This window comes from Paenibacillus dendrobii (assembly GCF_009807035.1).
In the GTDB taxonomy this organism is placed as follows: Bacteria; Bacillota; Bacilli; order Paenibacillales; family Paenibacillaceae; genus Paenibacillus_AQ; species Paenibacillus_AQ dendrobii.
Genome location: NZ_WUBI01000003.1, coordinates 366145 through 386355 on the forward strand (window position 1 = coordinate 366145; position 20211 = coordinate 386355).

Sequence of the window (20211 nt, forward strand, 5' to 3'; positions counted from 1 at the left end):
ATGAAATATATGTCAAGTAAGCGCTTTAATCATGCGTTAATCATACACAACACGTAATACTTTGTAAAAACGTTTGCACATTGTATTTTGGGCCATTTCACGTAATTTCAACAACATTATCAGGTTATATCTCCGAGTATCACAATATTACTTTGTTTTTCGCTCTTATTCACTGCAAGACAATGCTGGAATAAGCTGGAATGCTTACAACATTTTCGTGAATAGTTGCAGTATTACTGCTGTTTCTAACCATCTGGGAGAAGATCGACAAATCTGAAGAATCCAGCTTAATTTCCTGCGGCTGACCGGATAAATTGTGCAACACAAGCACAGTTTGTTGTGCGCTTCTGCGCACGAAAGAAATGATGGCCTCATTGCGGGTATCTACGCTTTTCAGATCACCATTGCGGAGTGCCGGCAGCTCATTTCGCCACTCTATCAGTTTCCGGTACGCGGAGATCAGCGAATTCTCTTGTCCTGTCTGGGTTTCCACATTGGCATTCGCCAGATCCGCGCCGCTGACGCTCGCCTTCTCCCAGGTCGTTTGCCCTTTATCCTGTCCGCTCTTGGTCCAAGCAAACGGTTCCCGGATATGCTCGTCAGGCTTCTTCCCCTGCATGCCGATCTCTTCGCCATAATAAATAAACGGGTTGCCCGGAAGAGTGAGCAGCAGCGCAGCCGCCATTTTCGCATGATTCCAATCATTACCGAGCTGGCTCATGATACGATCCTGATCATGATTGGACAAAAAGATGGCGTCGATGAACTTGTTCTTGGATTGTTCCATGTAAAACTGATTGGTGCGTTCCAGGGTAAAGCCGAGATTGTTGTCCTTCTCCTGCTTGACCGCACTCATGATGTTGTCCGCCAGGCTGAAATCGAACGCGGAATCAAAAGCCCCGTCTACATACGGAGCGATGGCCGCCGCCGATTTCTCCCATATCTCACCCACCATATAAGCATCCTTGTTCACCGCATTCAAGCTGTTGCGGAATTCCTGCCACCAATCCGCGTTTTTGGCTGTCGTTGCCGAGCCGCGATCGCTTTGCAGATTCTCGTAAATATGCTTGGCCCCGTCCACACGGTAACCGTCGACGCCAAGCTTCAGCCAGAACTGTCCGACATCCTCGATCTCCTTGCGAACCTCCGGATAATCATAGTTCAGATCGGGCATGCCTTCCCAAAATGTGCCGAGATAATGCGTCCCGCCGCGTTCATACCAAGGATTGCCGCTGCCGGCTGCACTGGTTCCCGTAGGAATCTTTCCCTCATCCTCTGACCACACATACCAATTCCGGTATTGGCTGTTTGGACCTTTGCCGGCATCGATGAACCAAGGATGCTTCACGCTGGTGTGATTCACGACCAGATCCATGATGACTTTAATTCCGCGTTTATGTGCCTCCTCCACCAGCTTCTTCATATCTTCCAGCGTTCCGTAATCCGGATTGATGTTCCGGTAATCGGTAATATCGTAACCATGATAGCTTGGCGAAGGATTTACCGGCATGAGCCAAATGCCGCCCACACCCAGATCATCATGAGTATCGGGATTACCGTCATTGAGATAGTCCAGCTTCTCCGTCAATCCCTTTAGATCACCGATGCCATCCCCGTTTGAATCGTAAAAAGACCGGACAAACACCTCGTAATACACCGTCGAAGGCTGCTCATGAATGACATCGGCTTTTGCCGTTTTTCCTTGCTCTGACATGTCTGCTGACTGCTCTTTTGATTTGTCTAACCCCTCGGGCTGCTTGCCTTCTGTTCCTTGTGCCGTCTGTTTGTCTACGGACTCAGACTTTTCTTCACCGCCGCTGCAGCCTGCAAGCAAGGAACCCGTTAATATCGCCGCCGTCACGCCTGTCCCCAGAAGTTTGATTACGGCCTTGCGTGATTTTTTTAACTTCATTCTCATTTCATCCTTCCTGCCTGGGAGTATATCGTTGTTCCTTACTACGCAGAATACGCTGTATAAAAACGTGTGCGCAACCATTTTTTTCTTGAACTAAACTGATAGCCCCGGGAGGGTCTGTATAACCTGAAAGATTAGCCTCCGCCTTTTCATAATCTTCAATTCCGGCATTTTCATCGGCCTCCCCATCTTACAATCCGTGTTTTCCCGCTATTTTTCTTGAATAATTTCCAAGCCGTAATGAACCGTATTTACAAGCTTCAACCTTTGGATTAAGATAGCAAGTGAAAAATAGCATATGAAAATAGTGATGTCGCTTTTACATGATCAGGCGATTATTCGCATTAGCAGAAGTTCTCATGGCAACTATCGAAGGGTTCAACTTCGCTAAGCGCCTATCATTCTTTAATATAAACGGTGAACAAATGTTCAACGTTCATCCAGGAACGCAAACGGTTCCACAGGGAGGTAACAATGTCTGTAACGATAAAAGATGTCGCCAAAAAAGCGGGCGTTTCCCCCTCCACCGTGTCCCGTGTGCTGTCGAACAACACCAGAATCAGCCGAGAAACGTCCCAGAAGGTGCGGGATGTGATGGAGGAGCTCGGATATCATCCGAACATTATGGCCAAAAGCCTCGTCTCGCGGACCACGGAAAGCATTTGCGTGATTCTGCCGAAGCCGGCCGAAGAGCTGTTTCTGAATATGTTCTTCATGGAGCTGATCCGCGGAATTGTCACCCAGGCCAACCGTTCGGGGTACGATGTATTGATCAGTTCAGGTGGAAGCGAACAGGAAGAAGTCGAAGCGGTATCGCGTCTTCTGAAGGGAAAAAGGGTTGATGGGGCCATACTGCTGTACTCCCGCAAGGACGATCAGGTGGTTGAATTTTTAAAGACGAACCAGTTTCCATTCGTTCTCGTCGGACGCAGCGAAAAGTTTCCCGAAATCCTGTCCGTGGATAATGACAATGTCATGGCAGCCTACGACGCTACCAAGCATCTCATCTCGCTTGGCCATCAGCGCATCGGTTTTGTCAGTGGACCGCCGAACCACATTGTGTCACGTGACCGCTTAAAGGGTTATGTTACCGCGCTCGAGGAAGCAGGACTTGAAATGCGCAAGGAATGGATCGTCGAAGGAGAGTTTTTGCAGGAAAGCGGCTACCGCGCCATGTCCTTTTTCATGAATCTTCCGGAGCGGCCAACCGCCCTCGTTGTCGTTGATGATCTGGTGTCTCTCGGCGTTTTGCGTGGACTGCATGAGCTTGGCTACAAAGTTCCCGAGGATTTATGCATTGTCAGCTTTAATAATCTTTCCATTGCCGAACTGTCGAGCCCACCAGTCACAAGCATCGATATCGGCATATATAATCTGGGATATACCGCCTCGCAGGCCTTGATTCAATCGATTCAGCATGTCGGAGACAGGCAGTTTCAGAAGCGCCATATTATCCCGCATCGACTGGTCATCAGAGAGTCATCGATATACACGCCGCCTAAACCATCATAATTGCCGCTTGGATCCGTCCGGCAGACTCTTTCAAAAAATTCCTCTTGACGTCCGGGCCTGTTTGACGTTATTTTCACAGAAGAAGCATTCCTTATCGTGCCAGTAGTGTACATAGGGAAATTACGCATACGATCTCGGATTCGAATCCAATCCCAAAAAGTGGAGCATCTTAGGTGCTTCCTTTATTTTCAGAAATTGTTCAAACGTTTGCACAAATGATAAGGAGGACTTCTTCCATGACTCTTCATACTCCAATTCGAGCTTGTCTGTTTGATCTGGACGGTGTGCTCGTCGATACCGCGAAATATCATTATTTGGCCTGGAAACGTCTTGCCGGTGAACTGGGTTTTACCTTTACCGAACAGGATAATGAACGATTAAAAGGGGTGAGCCGGATGGCTTCACTTGATATTCTGCTAGAGGTTGGCGGTGTGACGCTGGACGATGAAACCAAGCTGGCTCTCGCTGAGAAAAAGAATGGCTGGTACGTCGATTACATTTCCCGCATGGATGAATCAGAGATTCTGCCCGGTGCGCTCGCTTTTCTGAAGGAGCTCAAAGCAAACGGTATTCTGATTGCCCTTGGCTCAGCCAGCAAAAACGCCATGACAATCCTGAACAACACCCAAATGGTACCTTACTTCGATGCCATTATCGATGGTACAAAAACCGCCAGTGCCAAGCCAGATCCGGAGGTATTCCTGCTGGGGGCTCAGGAACTGAACGTCAGTCCTTCCGAGTGCGTCGTATTCGAGGATGCCGAAGCAGGCGTTGAAGCAGCCATTCGCGCAGGGATGCGCAGCGTTGGAGTAGGCTCCAAGGATACTCTTGGCCGCGCCGACGAAGTGGTTTCTTCTCTGCAGGAAATGTCGGTAAGCCGCCTGATTACGAAGTTTATGACGCACTAATTTCGGGATATTTCCCCGGAAATTGAAAATAAATGACATCAAGTTTTGGCAAAATAGTTTATATTACGCCTTCAAAGGAGCCGGTTACTGTGAAGCAATATTTAAAACTCGATAAATGGAACATTATCGAAGAGGATTTCCAGCTGCACCAGCATGAAATCTCTGAAAGTATTTTCAGTATCGGAAACGGATATATGGGGCAACGCGCCAATTTTGAAGAATCCTACAGCGGTCCGTCGCTGCAAGGAAGCTACATGGCTGGCGTATACTATCCGGACAAAACCCGTGTAGGCTGGTGGAAAAATGGTTATCCGGAGTATTTTGCCAAAGTGCTGAACAGCACCAACTGGATTGGCATCCATATCGAAATCGATGGCCAGCCGCTGGATCTTGCCACCTGCACGGTGAAGGAATTCTCGCGGGTACTGAACATGAAGGAAGGCACGCTCTCCCGCAGCTTTACGGCTGAACTGGAAAGCGGCAAGGAAATCCGCGTTGAGGCGCTGCGCTTTGTCAGCATGACCCGCCACGAGATCGGCGCAATCCGCTATGCGGTTACCCCGCTCAATTTCAGCGGAACATTGACCGTAACTCCTTATCTGGACGGCGACGTACAGAACAAAGACTCCAATTATGAGGAGAAATTCTGGGTTGAGGTCGCAAAAGAATTCGGTGAAAATGACGCTCTGCTGACCGTTAAAACCAAAAAGCTCGACTTTCACCTGACTTCGGTCATGACGTTTGAGATCAGCAAAAACGGCGAACCTGTGACATTCGAGTCTGAGCACATCGAAAAAGACAAATACGTGGGCTTCCGCGCACAGGTTGAAGCTGCCCAGAACGAGCAAATTGTCATTTACAAGTATGTAGCGAACGTCACATCCCGTGACTACGGATTTGGCCAGCTGGCTGATGCCGGTCGTTCCGCACTTCAGAGCGCTGTAGAGGCAGGCTTCCAGGAGCTGCACAAGGAACAGATTCAAGCTTGGGCTGACAAATGGCGCGACAGCGATATTGTGATTGAAGGCGATGTGGCTGCGCAGCAAGCGATTCGATTTAACATTTTCCAACTCAACCAAACCTACAGCGGCGAAGACGACCGTCTCAACATCGGCCCTAAAGGCTTTACAGGTGAGAAATACGGCGGCAGCACTTACTGGGACACGGAAGCCTACTGCCTTCCTTTCTACCTCAGCACCGCTGATTCTGCCATCGCCCGCAACCTGCTCATCTATCGCTACAAGCATCTGGAAAAAGCAAAGGAAAACGCGCGCAAGCTTGGCTTTACCAAAGGCGCTCTCTATCCGATGGTGACCATGAACGGTGAAGAATGCCATAACGAATGGGAGATCACCTTCGAGGAAATCCATCGTAATGGTGCTATCGCCTATGCTGTCTACAACTATGTAAACTACACAGGAGATTTGGATTACCTGGGCCAATACGGTCTGGAAGTTCTCGCAGAAATCGCCCGCTTCTGGGAAGAACGCGTAAACTACGTGCCAGCCAAGGATCAGTATGTCATGCTCGGCGTCACCGGCCCGAACGAATATGAGAATAACGTCAACAACAACTGGTATACCAACCGCATCGCCTCGTGGACGATGGAGTATACGCTTGATGTACTTGATTATCTTCGTGAGAACGAACCTTCCCGCTACGCCGAACTGGTCGAGAAACTGCATTTGACTGAAGAGGAAACGGCAAAATGGCAGGAAATCATCGATAAAATGTATTATCCGTTTGATCCGGAGCGCCAAGTATTCCTGCAGCAAGACGGCTTTCTTGACAAGGATCTTACACCTGTAAAGGATCTTGATCCGAAGCATCTGCCGCTAAACCAGAACTGGTCCTGGGACCGGATTCTGCGCTCCGCTTATATCAAGCAGGCGGATGTACTTCAGGGCCTCTTTTTCCTAGGAGACCGTTATGATTTGGATACGAAAAAACGGAATTTCGATTTCTACGAGCCGCTGACGGTGCATGAGTCCTCCCTCTCGCCTTGCGTTCACTCCATCATGGCTTGTGAGCTCGGCTACAGAGAGAAGGCCTACGAAATGTACTTGCGTACCTCGCGCCTGGATCTGGACAATTACAACAATGACACTGAGGATGGCTGCCATACAACCAGTATGGCTGGTACGTGGATGTCCGTCGTTCACGGCTTCGGCGGCTTGAAGGTCAAGGATGGCGCTCTGCATCTGAATCCGTTCAATCCGGGTCACTGGAAATCCTTCTCCTTCAAGGTGATGTTCCGCGGCTCGCGCCTGAAGGTAACTGTCGGTGAACATGACGTACTCGTCACCAACGAATCGGAAGTACCTGCCGACATTCTTGTTTACGGTCAAGACTACACCGTAGGCGGCATGGGCAATGTGAAAGTTGCCCACTAAGATAGAAGCTCGTATCAAATGAATTTCGCAAAAAGACGGACCGTATATTAGGGTCCGTCTTCTTGGAATGATCGAATGCTTATGCTTCCGCACCGCTGATAAATCATACATTCACTTTCTTAAAAAGAGCCGTCCCATGCGGGACGGCTCTTTTGTATTAGGACTGGATCTGTACCAGGATCTTCGCCTGACTCTTGTCCTGAACGAGAAGCTCGAGGCCGTCTTCGACGATTTGATCCAGCTTGATTTTCTTCGTGATGACTTTCTTAACATCCAGTGCGCCTTGTTCTACCAGTGAGATGACTTCCGGGAACACGTGGCGGTAAGCCAGACTTGCTGTGACATTGATTTCCTTCACCAGAAGTGAGGTCATATCCAGCTGGGCAGGCTTGGCAAATGCCGCGATAACCATACATTCCCCGCCCTTTTTCAGTGCCATCACGGCGTTTGTAAAGGTTGGCTGTGCACCGGCAGCCTCATAAGAGATAGCCACGCCATCGCCGGTCAAAGCCATGATTTCCTTCACCGTGTCGGCTTCAGCCGCATTAATGACTGCTGTCGCGCCAACTTCTTTGGCCTTTTCCAGACGTTCCGGCGAGATATCTACCGCAATGATCTGCGCAGCGCCTGCTGCCTTCGCGCACAAAATCGTAAGCAGTCCAATCGGACCCGCACCAAAGACAGCCACATTATCACCGACTTTGATCTTGCTGCTTCTTACAGCTTGAAAAGCAACGGCCGTTGGCTCAATCAGTGCGCCCTCTTCAAGCGTAACCTGATCCGGAAGCTTGTGCAGCATATGCTTCTTCACGACCACATATTCAGCAAAACCGCCGTTTGCATTCAGTCCGATAAAACCAAACTTTTCGCACAGGTTGTAATGTCCTTCACGGCAGTATTTGCATTCACCGCAATAAATCAACGGTTCGATAGCCACGCGGTCTCCTACCTGATATTGGCTGACGCCTTCTCCAAGCTCGGCGATGGTTCCGGCAAATTCATGACCAAGCGTCAGCGGAGCTTGTTCTCCTGTCAACGGATGCGGTCCGCCCACTTGGACGCCCATGCCATGGTGATACGCGTGAAGATCGCTGCCGCAAATGCCGGCCCATTCCACTTTAACTTTCACTTCACCGGGTTGTACTTCGCGTACATCCACCTGTTCAATGCGTACATCTTTGGTTCCGTGCCATACAGCTGCTTTCATTGATCTATTCTCTCCTTTATGAAGAAAGTTAATATATAAAATAATAAGAAGTGTAAACGTACTTTCACATAAAACGAGCCTTATTCGAAGGCTTCTATTCTTTAGGATCTAAGAACATACAGCTTCGCTGAAGCGTATACATTCCGTAAATCATAAAACGCGAAAGCATGTCTTACAGCCAATATTCTACGCCTATGTTATGATTAAATAAATTTAAATATTGTTATATTAACATAAGCACAGCTTATAGAAAGAAGGTCCTAAGGATGAACCTGGATCAGCTGAACTATATTGTCGAAGTCGCTCGGGTAAAGTCGCTGGCCAGTGCGGCCCAGAATCTCCATGTGACGCAATCCGCAATCAGCCAGGCCATTTCGAGTCTTGAAAACGAGCTTGGCGTGAAATTATTTGAGCGCTCGCGCATGGGCAGCTTTCCCACGGAGGAAGGCAGAGGCATGATCAAGAAAATGTTCGAGGTGTCCAAGCTGGTCCAAGAGATCCGGATGGAGGCGGACAACCGGTTAAACAGCCTGAGCGGCCACCTTCGCATCTCGACCATGCCGACGGAGATGATCACGCTGATCCGGGTCATTTCGCAGCTTAACAAGGAGCATCCCGATCTTCATATTGAGGTGCTGGAAAAGGGATCGCAAGAGATTATCAGCGAAATCCAGGCCGGCAAGGCCGATCTCGGATTAGTCGCTTTGCCCGAAAGCCTTCTTCCCCTTCACGGTTTGCAATTTCATACCCTTTTTAAAGGCAGGATGATGATTGCCGCAGGCAAAGCGTTATGGCCTCATGCCAGGCACTCAATTACACCGCAGGAAATCCAGCAGTATCCCTTTGTGGTCTATAAAGATGACTATGTGGACCGGTTCATCGAGGATTTCGGCCGCAAATTCGGCCCCATCAACGTTTTGTTCCGTACCAATAACGGATCGGCCGTGCAAAGAGCGCTGGAGGAAGGACTGGCGCTAACGATTGGCCATGACTACTCCTTTTATACGGTGCAGCACTTGATCAGGGACAATCTGGTCATGCTTGATATTGAGCATTTCTCGCAGCAGCCGGTTCATTTCGGTTGGGTTTGGTCGGACAAGCAGCCTTCCCCTCTATACGCTTATTTCATTAACCGCTTCCGTCAGGAATCCGAGCTGATCAACACGGAGTTCACAAGACATTAGCATTCAAAGAAAATGACTTTCGGCGGAATCCTAAAAAAGACCGTAATCCTATATAGGATTACGGTCCCTTACCATTATACCGCAGACTCACACAGCACGCAGCGCATCAAACGGAGGCCGATCAGACGGTTTGCCGAACAAATATCCTTGAGCCAGGTGAATGCCGGAGTTTCGGCAAAAGTCGAATTCCTCTCGTCGTTCAATCCCCTCTGCAAGCACCTGTCCGCCAAATTTCTCGGCGCGGTCAATGATATTCAGAATTTTCTCTCTTTTAGCGGCATCTTGATCACAGCAATCGATCAGGCTTCGGTCGATTTTGACGTAATCCGGTTTCAGCATCGACATCACTTCCATCGTCGAATAACCGGAGCCGACATCATCCAGCGCCACCTTCATGCCGTGATCCCTGTAAGCCTTGAAAATTTGGAGGAGATGATCCATATTATCGATCCGTTCCGTTTCCACCACCTCAAACACAAAATCTTCAGGATCCAGATGCAGCCGATCAATGGTTTTAAATGTATGGCTCAAACAATATTCAGGGTTATATATGGAAGATGGGAGAAAATTAATAAAACGTTTAATGCCCCGCGGCAGCCACTCGGCACTGGTCTCGATCGCCGAGATTCTCGCTGCCCGGTCCAAGAAGGAATGCATGCCGGTTTCCCTGGCAATTTCAAACAAATGATAGGGCTGGAACATGACACCGTTTGGCGCAGGACGCAGCAAAAATTCAAAGCCGATGATTTTTTCCGAAATATCGACAATCGGCTGCATATGACTGGAAAACTGCCCCTGCTGAATGATATCCACCACGTTAAAATGATTCATTCTGGCCCTCATCTGGGACAATGAAACCCACTGGCTGCTGCTCTCGTCCCGGCCGCGACCCGTAATGGAGAGGGATGTTGCTTCAATGATCTCTGCCGGAAGCATATACATGCGATGCAACAATTCAAGTAGTTCGTCCTTCGTGTCGTACGATACGACGACGGTATCCTCAGCGTCTATTTCCGGTGCCAGTCGCTTCTCATGAATGATTGCAGATACTAGATGATGACTGGGCTTAAACCGAACCCTTCCTTGATCTTCTACTGGTTGTATGGGGGCGCATCCGCTGCAACTCATGTAGTTCCTCCTTGGCATATTTTGCCGAAAATTGTTGATTTGATTATAGCACGGCACCCACCGTTTGTGTGTGAGGTTTTGTTAATTTTAAGCAATATTTTAACAAAAAGAAGCCGACGGTTTACCTTAACCGCCGGCTTGTTGTTTTGACTATAACATATGTCACATTAGACTTAAGGAATGATGATTTGCTGTCCGATTTTGAGGCCGCGGACATTGCTGATTCCGTTTGCTTTTGCTATTTTTTCCCAATCCACGCCGAACTGAAGTCCAATGCGATAGAGGTTATCACCCTTCTTAATCACGTAAACCTTGCCGTTTGTAGACGGTTTAGAGGTTTCCGGTTTGGTTGCCGGTTGCGATGGCTTAGCCGGAACCGTAGGAACCGAAGGAGTGGTTGGCTTCTCTGGCTGCACCGGAGTAGTCGCAGGCGGATTTGTTTCTGATGGGGCTGCCGCTTTAACGGACAGATCCAAAGCGTACTTGGCGAAGCCGTTTTCGCCATCGCCAACATACGACATGTTATTGCTCTTCTCTACCAGGTTCTTCGCATCCGGAGAAGAAGTAAAGGTAACGTTCAGCTTCTTGTCCACTTGCGCAAACGACCAGTTGTTGTCCGCGGCAGGGTTGATTGTGCCATTGTCACGGATGTAGTCGATGATCACCTGACGGTTTTCGTCCGGAGCTGCCATAATGATGCGCTTGCCGTCCGGATTTGCGAGCTTCGAAGAAGATGCGCGGTAGTTGTTCGTTGCCACGACAAATTTTTGTTTCAAATCGATCGGTTTGCCGTTATACTGCAGGTTTTTGATGCGGTTGGCATCGGCGTTAACCACAGTGCCCTTAAGATCGTATTTGTTCGGTTGCGTGACATCGATTTGATATGTTACACCATCGATAACGTCGTAGTTGTACGTTGGGAAGTCGTTATTGATAAGCGGTTGTTCCGTTGTTTTGGAAGGATCGATCTGGTTGAATTGTCCTGCGGACCACTCGAGCCAGTTCTTCAGCTCTTCCCCGTTTACAACCACCGCATGTACGGTATTCGGATATACGTAAAGATCGGAAACGTTTTTGATTGCAATGGTTCCCGCAGGAATATTTGTATAATAGGAAGCGCCTGAACGTCCGCCTGCTTTAAATGGAGCTCCAGCGGAGAGAACTGGGAGATTCTCGTAGTCGGTACCCTTCAGGTTCTTCTCGACATACCATTTTTGTGCATTGGTGACGATTTGGATCGAAGGATCATCTTGTACAAGGGCAAAATAGCTGTTGATTGGCGCAGTCGTTGTGCCGACAGGGCCGCGAACATAATCAATGGTTGCATCATGCTCGGTTTTCACCGCATCAACGATCTTCTGGTCAGCATCCACCAAAGCCTTTTTGTTGGTTACGTCATATACGGCGCGGGTTTCGGTTGTCGAATTGTTTACTTTCCATTTGCCGTCGACCTTTTCGAGATCAAGATCGATGATTCCAAGGTGATCCCCCCAATATCCTGGCTCTACGGAAGGTACGCCGTTGATGGTGCCTTTATCGAGGTCAACGCCTTTTTTGCCTTTGAACTCAGCGCTTGGGAAGGTTTTATGCGCATGTCCAAACATGATCGCGTCGATGCCTTCTACCTGGCTCAGATACAGAACGGAGTTTTCCATCAAATCGGTTTGCGGAATATCCTCAAAGCCGGAGTGAGGGATCGCGACGATAATGTCGGCTCCTTCTTTTTTCATTTGCGGAACGAATTTTTTAGCGGTTTGGATAATGTCTTTGGTAATAACCTTACCTACCAGGTTTGCACTATCCCATTGCATGATTTGAGGAGGAGCAAAGGCAATAACGCCAACCTTCACGGTTTGCTCTTGACCGTTCTCGTCAATTACTTTCTTGTTCAGAATGGTATAAGGGGTAAAATAGTTCACATCATTGCTGTTATCCTGATCCCCGTCGTCTTTATAAATGTTCGCGTTAACGATCGGGAAATTGGCTCCCTTTTCAGCCAGTTTCAGAAAATCGAGCCCGTAGTTAAATTCATGGTTCCCAACGCCGCCTGCATCATAACTCATCAAATCCATGGCTTTGTACACAGGGTGAGTTTCCCCCGGCTTCAGCGGGTTCACTTTAGCCACATAATCTCCAAGCGGATTGCCTTGAAGGAGATCGCCATTATCAAACAACAGACTATTTTTTGCTTCTTTGCGCGCTGCGTTAATCAGGCTGGCCGTTTTGGCAAATCCGTACTCATCCGTAGGCTTGTCTGCATAATAGTCATAATTGACCATGTTGACATGCAAATCGGATGTTTCCATCAAGCGGAGCTTCACTTTGGAGTTCGGCGTGTTTCCATCGGCATAAGCCATGTACGGAAGTGCCAGAACGTTGATGGCAACGGCGGCTGCGGTAATGCTTTTTACTACTTTTTTACGGGACTTCGACATTTTACCCCTCCTAAATATATGTACCTAAAATGTACCGGCGCGGACCATTTTGTAACCGCTCTCTTAAAATAACCATCGGTTAAATCCTTCGTCGATCCATTAGTAGTTTATATCGATTTCATGCTGAAATAAAGACAAATACACCCATTTATTAAAAAATAATACCTGGGACCCTGTCCCAGGTATTATATAAGATCTTACATACTATTTATAGGCCTAAAAACCCTATTCGCAGATGCGCTTTTTACTCGACCCATTCGTGCTTTTCGCCGCTGCTTGAGGTAAATTCGATACGCACCGGCTTGACCTGGAGAATCACATAATCGGGGTCGTCCGGACCGGAAAACATCTTCTCGAATTCCGGCTTCCACACCTGCTTGCGGAGCTCGTTGTTATCCGAAACGGTGCAAGTACCCTCAATTTCCACGACATCCTTGGTTCCGCCCTTCTCATATCCCAGCAGCAAGGAGACATGCGGATTCTCCTGGAGCTCCTCCACCTTATGAGTTTTCCGGTCTGAAACCAAATGTATGCTGAGCCCCTGATTGTAAAGCGCCATGTAGCGCTGCTTGGGCCGATTTCCTTCAATGGTGGCAAATGCGCAGAATTCATTGTGATCCAGGACTTTCGCAAGATTCTGTTCCATAACAATTTTAGCTTCCATCTCTATCTGCTCCTATCCGTTGTTGATTAGCATAACGCGCGTATATGTAGTGTACCCTTTCCGAAATTGGATGAACCGTACAGGAAATTTTTTTATGAATCGATATACGCCGAAGCGGCAGCTTGGTATGATGAAAGATGATACGATCTCAGCATACTATATAGGTAAAGGAGTTCATCATGAAACGCTTAATATGGATAGGATGCTTATCCTACTTTTTGATTGGTCTGGCCCATGTCGTGCTCGGCTCGGTTCTTCCCGTGCTTCTCGAGCATTACGGGCGTGAATACAGCGAAGGCGGAACGCTTATTTTCACGCAATTCGCCGGCTTTCTGGGTGGAGTCCTTGTCTCCCCTATACTGAACAAGAAATTCGGCAAAAGAGGCGGTCTGCTGATCGCGGTCTCGATGCTCTGCGCTGCCGAACTGGCTTACATGCTCCTCCTGCCTTGGGAATGGCTGTACCCGATTGCCGCATGCGCGGGCTTTGGTTTCGGCATGATTGAAGCGGTCATTGGAACCATTATCATTGCAGCCATCAAAGAAAAAACAGCTGTCGCCATGAGCCGTCTTGAGGTCCTTTTCGGTGTCGGGGCTATGGTTATGCCGCTGATTGCCAGCGGAATGATTACGCAGGGCTTGTGGCGTTTTTCATTTCTCGTCATATCCCTATTCGCCCTGGTTACCTTACTGTTCTGGTCCAAGAGCTCCTTCGGCGAAACCATCAATGCCGAGCTTGGTGTCAAGAAGGCAACCGCTAGTCTCAGCGGCTCGGACTCCATGCCCAAGAAGGCTTTCCCCTATCAGGGCAAGTCCTTATGGATTCTGTTGATGTTCATGCTGTTCTTCTTCATTTATGTCGGCACCGAGATGAGCCTGGCCAATTTCATGCCTGCCATTTTAATTGAAAAAATCGGCATGAAGGAAGCCGGAGCCGCACTCAGCGTAACCTGCTTCTGGGTCGCCATGTCCATTGGCCGGATCTTTGCGGGAACCATCGCTGAGCGCATTCACTACCGTGTGTATGTATTTGTCAGCTGCATAGCGGCGCTGATCCTGCTCGCGATTTTTCCTTTTACCGCCAGCATCTGGTCTTCTTTCGTCGTTATCCTCCTGCTCGGCCTGTTCATGTCTGGCATTTTCTCGATTGCACTCGTGTTTGCCAGCAAAATGCTTGCAGGAAGCGAAGAGTCCACGCCTAGCATTCTGATTGCTTCCGGAGGCGTTGGGGGAGCATTGATTCCGCTGCTAACCGGCTGGAGCATGGATCATTTGAAGGTAAATCAAACCTCTTGGATGCTAGCACTGTTTACGCTCTTCATGGTCATTTTAAGCTTCGCGGCCTTCCAGATTCAGCGCAAACAGCGCGGATATAAAGAGCAGCAAGTGATTCAGGCTGGCTTGTAGACGGATAATGGCGTATTCCAGCTCGCATTCCTCGGCTTCGGAGACAGCGACGAAACGGAAATCGAGCTGATGCAAGGCTACAGTGATACCCTTCCGGCAGAAGGAACCGTTCATCATTTTGCCATCCAACGAGTACCGCTACTTCTTCATTTACGGTCCGGAGCGCGAATGGATTGAATTCTTCCAGAGATAAGAAAGCGTCCCGGGTCCGGGACGCTTTTTTTACTGAAGAACCCTTACCTCATCTTGGATATTCCACCGCTGATGAGATTCACCTTAATATCAATGTTATCGATACTGCTTGGATCCAGAGCGATTTTTTCCTTGGTGTTCAGCTTGTGCCATTTCTTTGGCATACTGCGATAGAATTGTGCCGATAGCCCATAAGCATCTACCTCCATATTCAAGCCCTTCAAGTAAGTCTCCATAATTTCATCTTTTATTTCCTTTGTCGCTTGCAGTTCAAGCTGTTTCTTATGAAGACTTGTGTTTAATTGAGGGAGCGTAGCCTGCATGGATATTTTGATGTCGAACGCGGGCTTGCCCTGTTTCAGCTTTGGATGTATGGATGATTTAAGCTTGTTCATGACCATCAATGCCTTTACTTTATTACCTTCCTTGAGCACCAGGGGCGTTCTTTGCGTCTTTTTTTCCAGCCATCGAAGCCCCAAAATATCATTGCCCTCCAGACAGCCCCGGTATTGCTGATTATCCAAAAAACAGACTCCGGTCATGCTAATGTTGGGAGATGGCTGTTTGTTATCGTACCAGCCTGGCTTAATCTCCAGATAAGGCAATAGCACCGTCTCGCCTTTCTCTTTCCACTTTCTTATAAAGTTGTACAGATACATCGGAGCAATGATTGAGCTCTGTTCATACGTATGCATGGGGCTATTAAGCTGCGAGTAAATCACGGATAAATCACTGATTGACGCCGTATTGAGTACTTTTTCGATAGGTTCCTTGGTCCCCATGGTCCAAACAGTATAACGAAATTCATAATACCGGTCCCACACTTCCATAACCTGTTTGATCACGCCATTCTTCAGGGCTGCCTCACTAAATACGATCGTTTTCACATTGCTCCAGACAATCCTTTGCGGGCTTGAACTGTACAAATTAAAGATCGCGGTATCAAACGAATCGCCTTCCGCTCTCCCTAGGGACGTTTTCTGCGCCTGGGTCTGCCCCGACTCTTTCTTGGCAATACCGCTGAAGTTAACCATTTGGATATAAACCACGACTTTGCCCTTTACATAATCGACACCGATTGTATTGACGTAAATCATATGCTCGATTTCCCTTGCACCCCAGCAGCCCGTAAGCAGCATGGAGAAAAGCGCGGTGACAAGAATGCATCGAATTATTTTCATGCTCATTCTCATCCTTTATTTTCCGAGTTGTCGGTGAATTTCCCCTTGCCCCATGGCATTCTGAAAAACACTTTATATATGTCCTTAAAGCGCGGCGGAGATATAGGAGACAGATAATAGGTGCCGAAAGAACGTAGATTAACCAGAAAGAGGACCAGAGCCAACAGACTTATTAACGTACCAAACAGCCCTAGAATTCCGCTGATTAAGAGTACGGCAATACGAACCAAGCTGACAACGCTGACCAAAGGCTGATTCACAAGCGTAAATGTGGCGAGTACAGAAATCGCTGTAATCACAATGGTGCCGGGAGCAGCAATGCCGGCGCTGATGGCTGCTTGACCGATAATTAACCCGCCCACAACCGAAAGCGTCTGTCCGAACGAAGAGGGCAATCTCATTCCCGCCTCCCGGAATATCTCGAACAAAAGGAGACTGACCACGGCTTCCAAAGGAGTTGGAAGAGGCACGCCTTGTCTGGAATTTACTATGGTTGCCAGTAATGTAAAAGGAATCTGGTCTTGGTGGAACGTCGTGATCGCCGTCCAAAACCCGGGTAGAAATATGGAGAGCAGCACTCCGCATATCCTTAAAAACCTCGTGAATGAAACAAAGATATTAACGTAATGGGCATCCTCCGAAGTATTGAGCAGAAAATTAAAAGTCGCCGGTCCAATAATCACAGTCGGTGCACCACCCATCACCAGCAGAAACTTGCCGTGAAGCAGCGAACTGACGGCATAGTCCGGCCTTCCCGTATAAGACATCAGCGGAAAAAAAGAGAACCCCATCAGATTTTCTTCCAGCTGGGTACAGCTGATGAGTCCTTTGATTTGTACGCGGGACAGTTTTGTCTTAATCTCATCAAGAACATGCGGCTGGATCGTGTCTTTGAGGTATAACAGATGAACTTTCGTAGCCGTCTGGGACCCAATCGTGAATTCTTCAACCGCCAGTAAGTCGGTCTTGATTCTTTTCCGAATCAGAGCAATATTGGTGAATGAATCTTCCGTAAAGCCATCTCTGGGTCCTCTTGTTGACACTTCCGTATTCGGTTCCTCCGGCGTCCGTTTGGGTGGATTGGACAAGGTCACGGAGAAGAGTTGATTCGAAGGCTTAAAGATCAGTAGGAGATCACCGTTTAGCACGGTTTCTTTCATGGATGCTTCCACCTGATCCGTTTGAAGGGGATTCATATGAAATGGAATTTTTTGCTCCAAATCCATATCACTCGTCTGGAAAATATCCTCTGGAATATTTTTTAATTCAGGTATGATGTATTGCTCCACTTTATTGACATCGCACATTCCCTCGCAATAAACCAGGTGTACGGTATAGTCCGAATTCGACAGGGAGATTGTCCTTCTCTGAATATCTGCGCTTGAACTGAATAACCGTGAAGCTGTATCCTCAAGCGTTTGGGTTTTCTTTTGATCAAGCTCTTTCATGACGTCACCTTCCCCTTTCGGTGGGCCAACCCGATCAGCCCGGCAATAATCACTGAAAATATCAGCATTCCCCATAAAGAAAATGGAAGCACGTAATAAGACAACATTTTCAAGAAAAATTGATCGCTCAAAGGAATGGTCGAGAACACGATAATGGCCAAAAATATGCAGCCAAGCACCCATAGCTTCCCCTTTTTGCTCTTAATTTGAAATACATCGAGAATGAGGAACATGGCCAGGGAAATCCGCAGAAATGCACCGCTGAACCACTGGTACACGCTGAAAAAGTCCAGATGCTCGATGTAGCGGCCAATCATCAGCAATCTCCATTCCTCATACGCGGGGAAGCGGAGCTTATCGGCTTCATCGGCACCAAATTCAACAATCGCGCCGATAATCGGACCGATCGTGAGACCCAAGAGAAGCAGAATCATGATCATAAAGGATAAATATGTCAGTCGCGACTTGATGTGATGCTGCAAAAACAGAAGCATGATAACCTCAACAAAACCGGCTCCTGCGTATACAGCCCCGTTCCAAACCGGCTGGATGCCGTGTTCCAGCATCGGCTGTAATAAGGAATAATCCTTATGAGGTGTGTTCGATAACGTTACAAAAAAGCCCAAAACAACCACAATCGGCAGCAGGATGCCGGCGGTATGGGCCAGGGAATGAATACCCAAATAAGCGTTTATCGCCGAAATCAAAAGGAACAAGAAGGTGAAAACCACAATGGGCGTCTCCGGAGAGAAGGTCAGATGGATCCAGTACACCGTGTCTCTGGTTGTGAGCATACATATGGCAAATAGATATACGCCAGCGATCCCTGCAAACATGCGCCCTACAATGGGATGGTAAGCTTTCGAAAGCCATTCAAACAGGTGCTGCTTATTGATTTTGGTGCTGCTGATTTGCAGGATAAAAATCCAAACCAGCGCACATGCGCCAGCCAGCAGCACTGAAATCCAGGCGTCTCGCTTAGCTGCATCCAGCATAATAGGAAGGATAATAACATGATTCAGAAGGCCTGTACTTAGCATAATGATCATGATGGATTGCGCAAACGAAATGGGTGCTTTTATTTTCCTCATCCTCCTAAATAGACCAGCCCTCTCCTCCATCCTTATAATGGCATTTTTCTGATGCTTTATACGCCTTCTTTTAGGGGCGTAGCGGGAATGGATTGAATTCCTCCAGAGATAAGACTATAATACTCATTGATATACCCGTAACTTCATAAGAATCCGGGGTGCTGGAATTGGCCGGCTGAGATTGTATCCCTTCAAGATACTGACCCTTAAACCTGATCTGGGTAATGCCAGCGTAGGAAAGCATCGTCATGGCGCTTCGCCATGCCCATCTTGCGCTACTTAAGCGTCCCGTATACGGGGCGCTTTTTTGTTGAATGATAGAGTCATCGGAATACATATCCGTCATGATCCTGTTATTCATCTCTCAGATATGGAAAGAAACGATTCTACTGCAATGAAGGGGAGAAAACTGGTAAGGAGAGAGAAACAATGAAAACGAAGAAGATCGGGCTGCTTCTACTAGCCTTCCTGCTCATGCTGGTTGCTGCCGGCTGCGGAAGCAAGAACACCCAAACGACGGATGCGGGCAAACCATCCGGTGAATCATCCTCTGCTGCGGATGGAACTGAAACCAAGAAGCTCAAGGATGTAAAGGTTGTCCTCGACTGGACGCCAAATACGAACCATACCGGACTGTATGTGGCTAAGGACCAAGGCTACTACGAAGAAGAAGGCCTGAATGTCGAAATCGTGCAGCCTGGCTCCGGTGGAGCAGATGCCATGGTAGCATCCGGCAAAGTGCCCTTTGGCGTCAGCGTTCAGGAGAACGTGACCCAGGCGCGGACGCAAGGGGTACCGCTCGTGTCCATCGCGGCCGTCATCCAGCATAATACTTCCGGGTTTGCTGCGCCGGTGGACCGGAACATCAAGAAGCCGAAGGATTTTGAAGGCAAGACCTACGGCGGCTGGGGCTCTCCTGTCGAGCAAGCGGTGATCGATTCCATTATGGACATCGACAAGGCCGATGTGAGCAAAGTTAAAATCGTCAATATGGGTGAAGCGGATTATTTTACAGCCGTGAAGCGTGATATTGATTTTGCCTGGATCTTTTACGGATGGACCGGCATTGAAGCCGAGCTGCGAAAACAGCCGCTTGATATGCTGTACGTGAAGGATTTCTCCGACAAGCTGGATTATTACACACCGGTGCTCGTAACGAACGAGAAGCAGATCAAGGACGATCCGGAGCTTGTCAAAGCCTTTATGAGCGCTACTTCCAAGGGATATCAGTATGCGATCGACCATCCGGAGGATGCAGCTAACATTCTGATCAAAGCCGTGCCTGAGCTTGATAAGGATCTGGTTATGGCCAGCCAGAAATGGCTCAGTCCGAAATACAAGGACGATGCAGCGCGTTGGGGCGAGCAGAAGGAACAAGTATGGCAAGGTTATTCCGATTGGATGTATGAGCATAAGTTGCTCGACAAGCAGTTGGATGTCAGCAGCGCATATACAAATGGCTTCTTGCCTTAAGGTGTATGGAGACCCGAGGCCGCTCCGGTGGCGGATCATTCTTCCAATCGCTGTTGTCTCCAAATTTCCTGATT

14 protein-coding genes, 1 pseudogene and 1 riboswitch are annotated in these 20211 nt (G+C 48.3%); of the genes and pseudogenes, 7 read left to right on the top strand and 8 right to left on the bottom strand.

Annotated elements, in window-relative coordinates; all coding sequences use genetic code 11:
- Window positions 1-169: 169 nt before the first annotated feature.
- The gene (locus GRF59_RS19865; RefSeq protein WP_237391930.1) at window positions 170-1912 is read right to left on the bottom strand and encodes an alpha-amylase family glycosyl hydrolase; all 1743 of its coding nucleotides are present in this window, start codon (window positions 1910-1912) and stop codon (window positions 170-172) included.
- Window positions 1913-2389: 477 nt separating this feature from the next.
- Between GRF59_RS19865 and GRF59_RS19870 the strand changes: the two genes are divergently transcribed.
- The 3 genes from GRF59_RS19870 (at window position 2390) to GRF59_RS19880 (ending at window position 6728) form a co-directional block, all read left to right on the top strand.
- Window positions 2390-3427, top strand: a complete 1038-nt coding sequence (locus tag GRF59_RS19870) for a LacI family DNA-binding transcriptional regulator (RefSeq protein WP_160499456.1) — start codon at window positions 2390-2392, stop codon at window positions 3425-3427.
- Between the two features lie 236 nt (window positions 3428-3663).
- The gene (gene pgmB, locus GRF59_RS19875; RefSeq protein WP_160499457.1) at window positions 3664-4335 is read left to right on the top strand and encodes a beta-phosphoglucomutase; all 672 of its coding nucleotides are present in this window, start codon (window positions 3664-3666) and stop codon (window positions 4333-4335) included.
- An 89-nt stretch (window positions 4336-4424) separates the two neighbouring features.
- Window positions 4425-6728, top strand: a complete 2304-nt coding sequence (locus GRF59_RS19880) for a family 65 glycosyl hydrolase domain-containing protein (protein WP_160499458.1) — start codon at window positions 4425-4427, stop codon at window positions 6726-6728.
- A gap of 157 nt (window positions 6729-6885) precedes the next feature.
- Here the strand turns inward: GRF59_RS19880 and GRF59_RS19885 are convergent, their stop codons facing one another.
- On the bottom strand, window positions 6886-7935 hold the full coding sequence (locus tag GRF59_RS19885) for a 2,3-butanediol dehydrogenase (protein WP_160499459.1): 1050 nt from the start codon (window positions 7933-7935) through the stop codon (window positions 6886-6888).
- 266 nt (window positions 7936-8201) lie between these two features.
- Here GRF59_RS19885 and GRF59_RS19890 point away from each other — a divergent pair, with 266 nt between their 5' ends.
- The gene (locus GRF59_RS19890; protein ID WP_160499460.1) at window positions 8202-9119 is read left to right on the top strand and encodes a LysR family transcriptional regulator; all 918 of its coding nucleotides are present in this window, start codon (window positions 8202-8204) and stop codon (window positions 9117-9119) included.
- Window positions 9120-9206: 87 nt separating this feature from the next.
- Here the strand turns inward: GRF59_RS19890 and GRF59_RS19895 are convergent, their stop codons facing one another.
- The 3 genes from GRF59_RS19895 to GRF59_RS19905 form a co-directional block, all read right to left on the bottom strand.
- Window positions 9207-10247, bottom strand: coding sequence for an EAL domain-containing protein (locus tag GRF59_RS19895; protein WP_160499461.1), 1041 nt, complete (start codon window positions 10245-10247; stop codon window positions 9207-9209).
- A 173-nt stretch (window positions 10248-10420) separates the two neighbouring features.
- Window positions 10421-12682 carry a bifunctional 2',3'-cyclic-nucleotide 2'-phosphodiesterase/3'-nucleotidase gene (locus GRF59_RS19900; protein WP_160499462.1) on the bottom strand — a complete coding sequence of 754 codons (2262 nt, stop codon included), beginning with the start codon at window positions 12680-12682 and terminating at the stop codon, window positions 10421-10423.
- 244 nt (window positions 12683-12926) lie between these two features.
- A complete protein-coding gene (locus tag GRF59_RS19905) occupies window positions 12927-13346 on the bottom strand; it encodes a pyridoxamine 5'-phosphate oxidase family protein (RefSeq protein ID WP_160499463.1) in 420 nt (139 codons plus the stop codon).
- Window positions 13347-13525: 179 nt separating this feature from the next.
- Between GRF59_RS19905 and GRF59_RS19910 the strand changes: the two genes are divergently transcribed.
- Together GRF59_RS19910 and GRF59_RS30310 are read left to right on the top strand one after the other, a co-directional pair.
- Window positions 13526-14752 (top strand): MFS transporter, encoded by a 1227-nt coding sequence (locus GRF59_RS19910; RefSeq protein ID WP_160499464.1) that lies wholly within the window; start codon window positions 13526-13528, stop codon window positions 14750-14752.
- A gap of 6 nt (window positions 14753-14758) precedes the next feature.
- A pseudogene (locus GRF59_RS30310) lies at window positions 14759-14869 on the top strand (VOC family protein); the annotation flags it as partial.
- 119 nt (window positions 14870-14988) lie between these two features.
- Here the strand turns inward: GRF59_RS30310 and GRF59_RS19920 are convergent.
- Genes GRF59_RS19920 through GRF59_RS19930 form a run of 3 tightly spaced genes read right to left on the bottom strand, consistent with a single transcriptional unit; the run spans window position 14989 to window position 18664 of the window.
- A complete protein-coding gene (locus tag GRF59_RS19920; protein WP_160499466.1) occupies window positions 14989-16125 on the bottom strand; it encodes a Ger(x)C family spore germination protein in 1137 nt (378 codons plus the stop codon).
- A gap of 8 nt (window positions 16126-16133) precedes the next feature.
- Window positions 16134-17573 carry a spore germination protein gene (locus tag GRF59_RS19925; RefSeq protein WP_160499467.1) on the bottom strand — a complete coding sequence of 480 codons (1440 nt, stop codon included), beginning with the start codon at window positions 17571-17573 and terminating at the stop codon, window positions 16134-16136.
- Window positions 17570-18664 carry a GerAB/ArcD/ProY family transporter gene (locus GRF59_RS19930; RefSeq protein WP_160499468.1) on the bottom strand — a complete coding sequence of 365 codons (1095 nt, stop codon included), beginning with the start codon at window positions 18662-18664 and terminating at the stop codon, window positions 17570-17572. Before GRF59_RS19930 ends, GRF59_RS19925 begins: the two co-directional genes overlap by 4 nt.
- Before the next feature lie 144 nt (window positions 18665-18808).
- Window positions 18809-18921, top strand: a riboswitch (TPP riboswitch).
- A 172-nt stretch (window positions 18922-19093) separates the two neighbouring features.
- On the opposite strand from GRF59_RS19930, the gene GRF59_RS19935 reads away from it, so the two are divergent.
- A complete protein-coding gene (locus GRF59_RS19935) occupies window positions 19094-20137 on the top strand; it encodes an ABC transporter substrate-binding protein (protein WP_202128770.1) in 1044 nt (347 codons plus the stop codon).
- The last annotated feature ends 74 nt before the right edge of the window (window positions 20138-20211 follow it).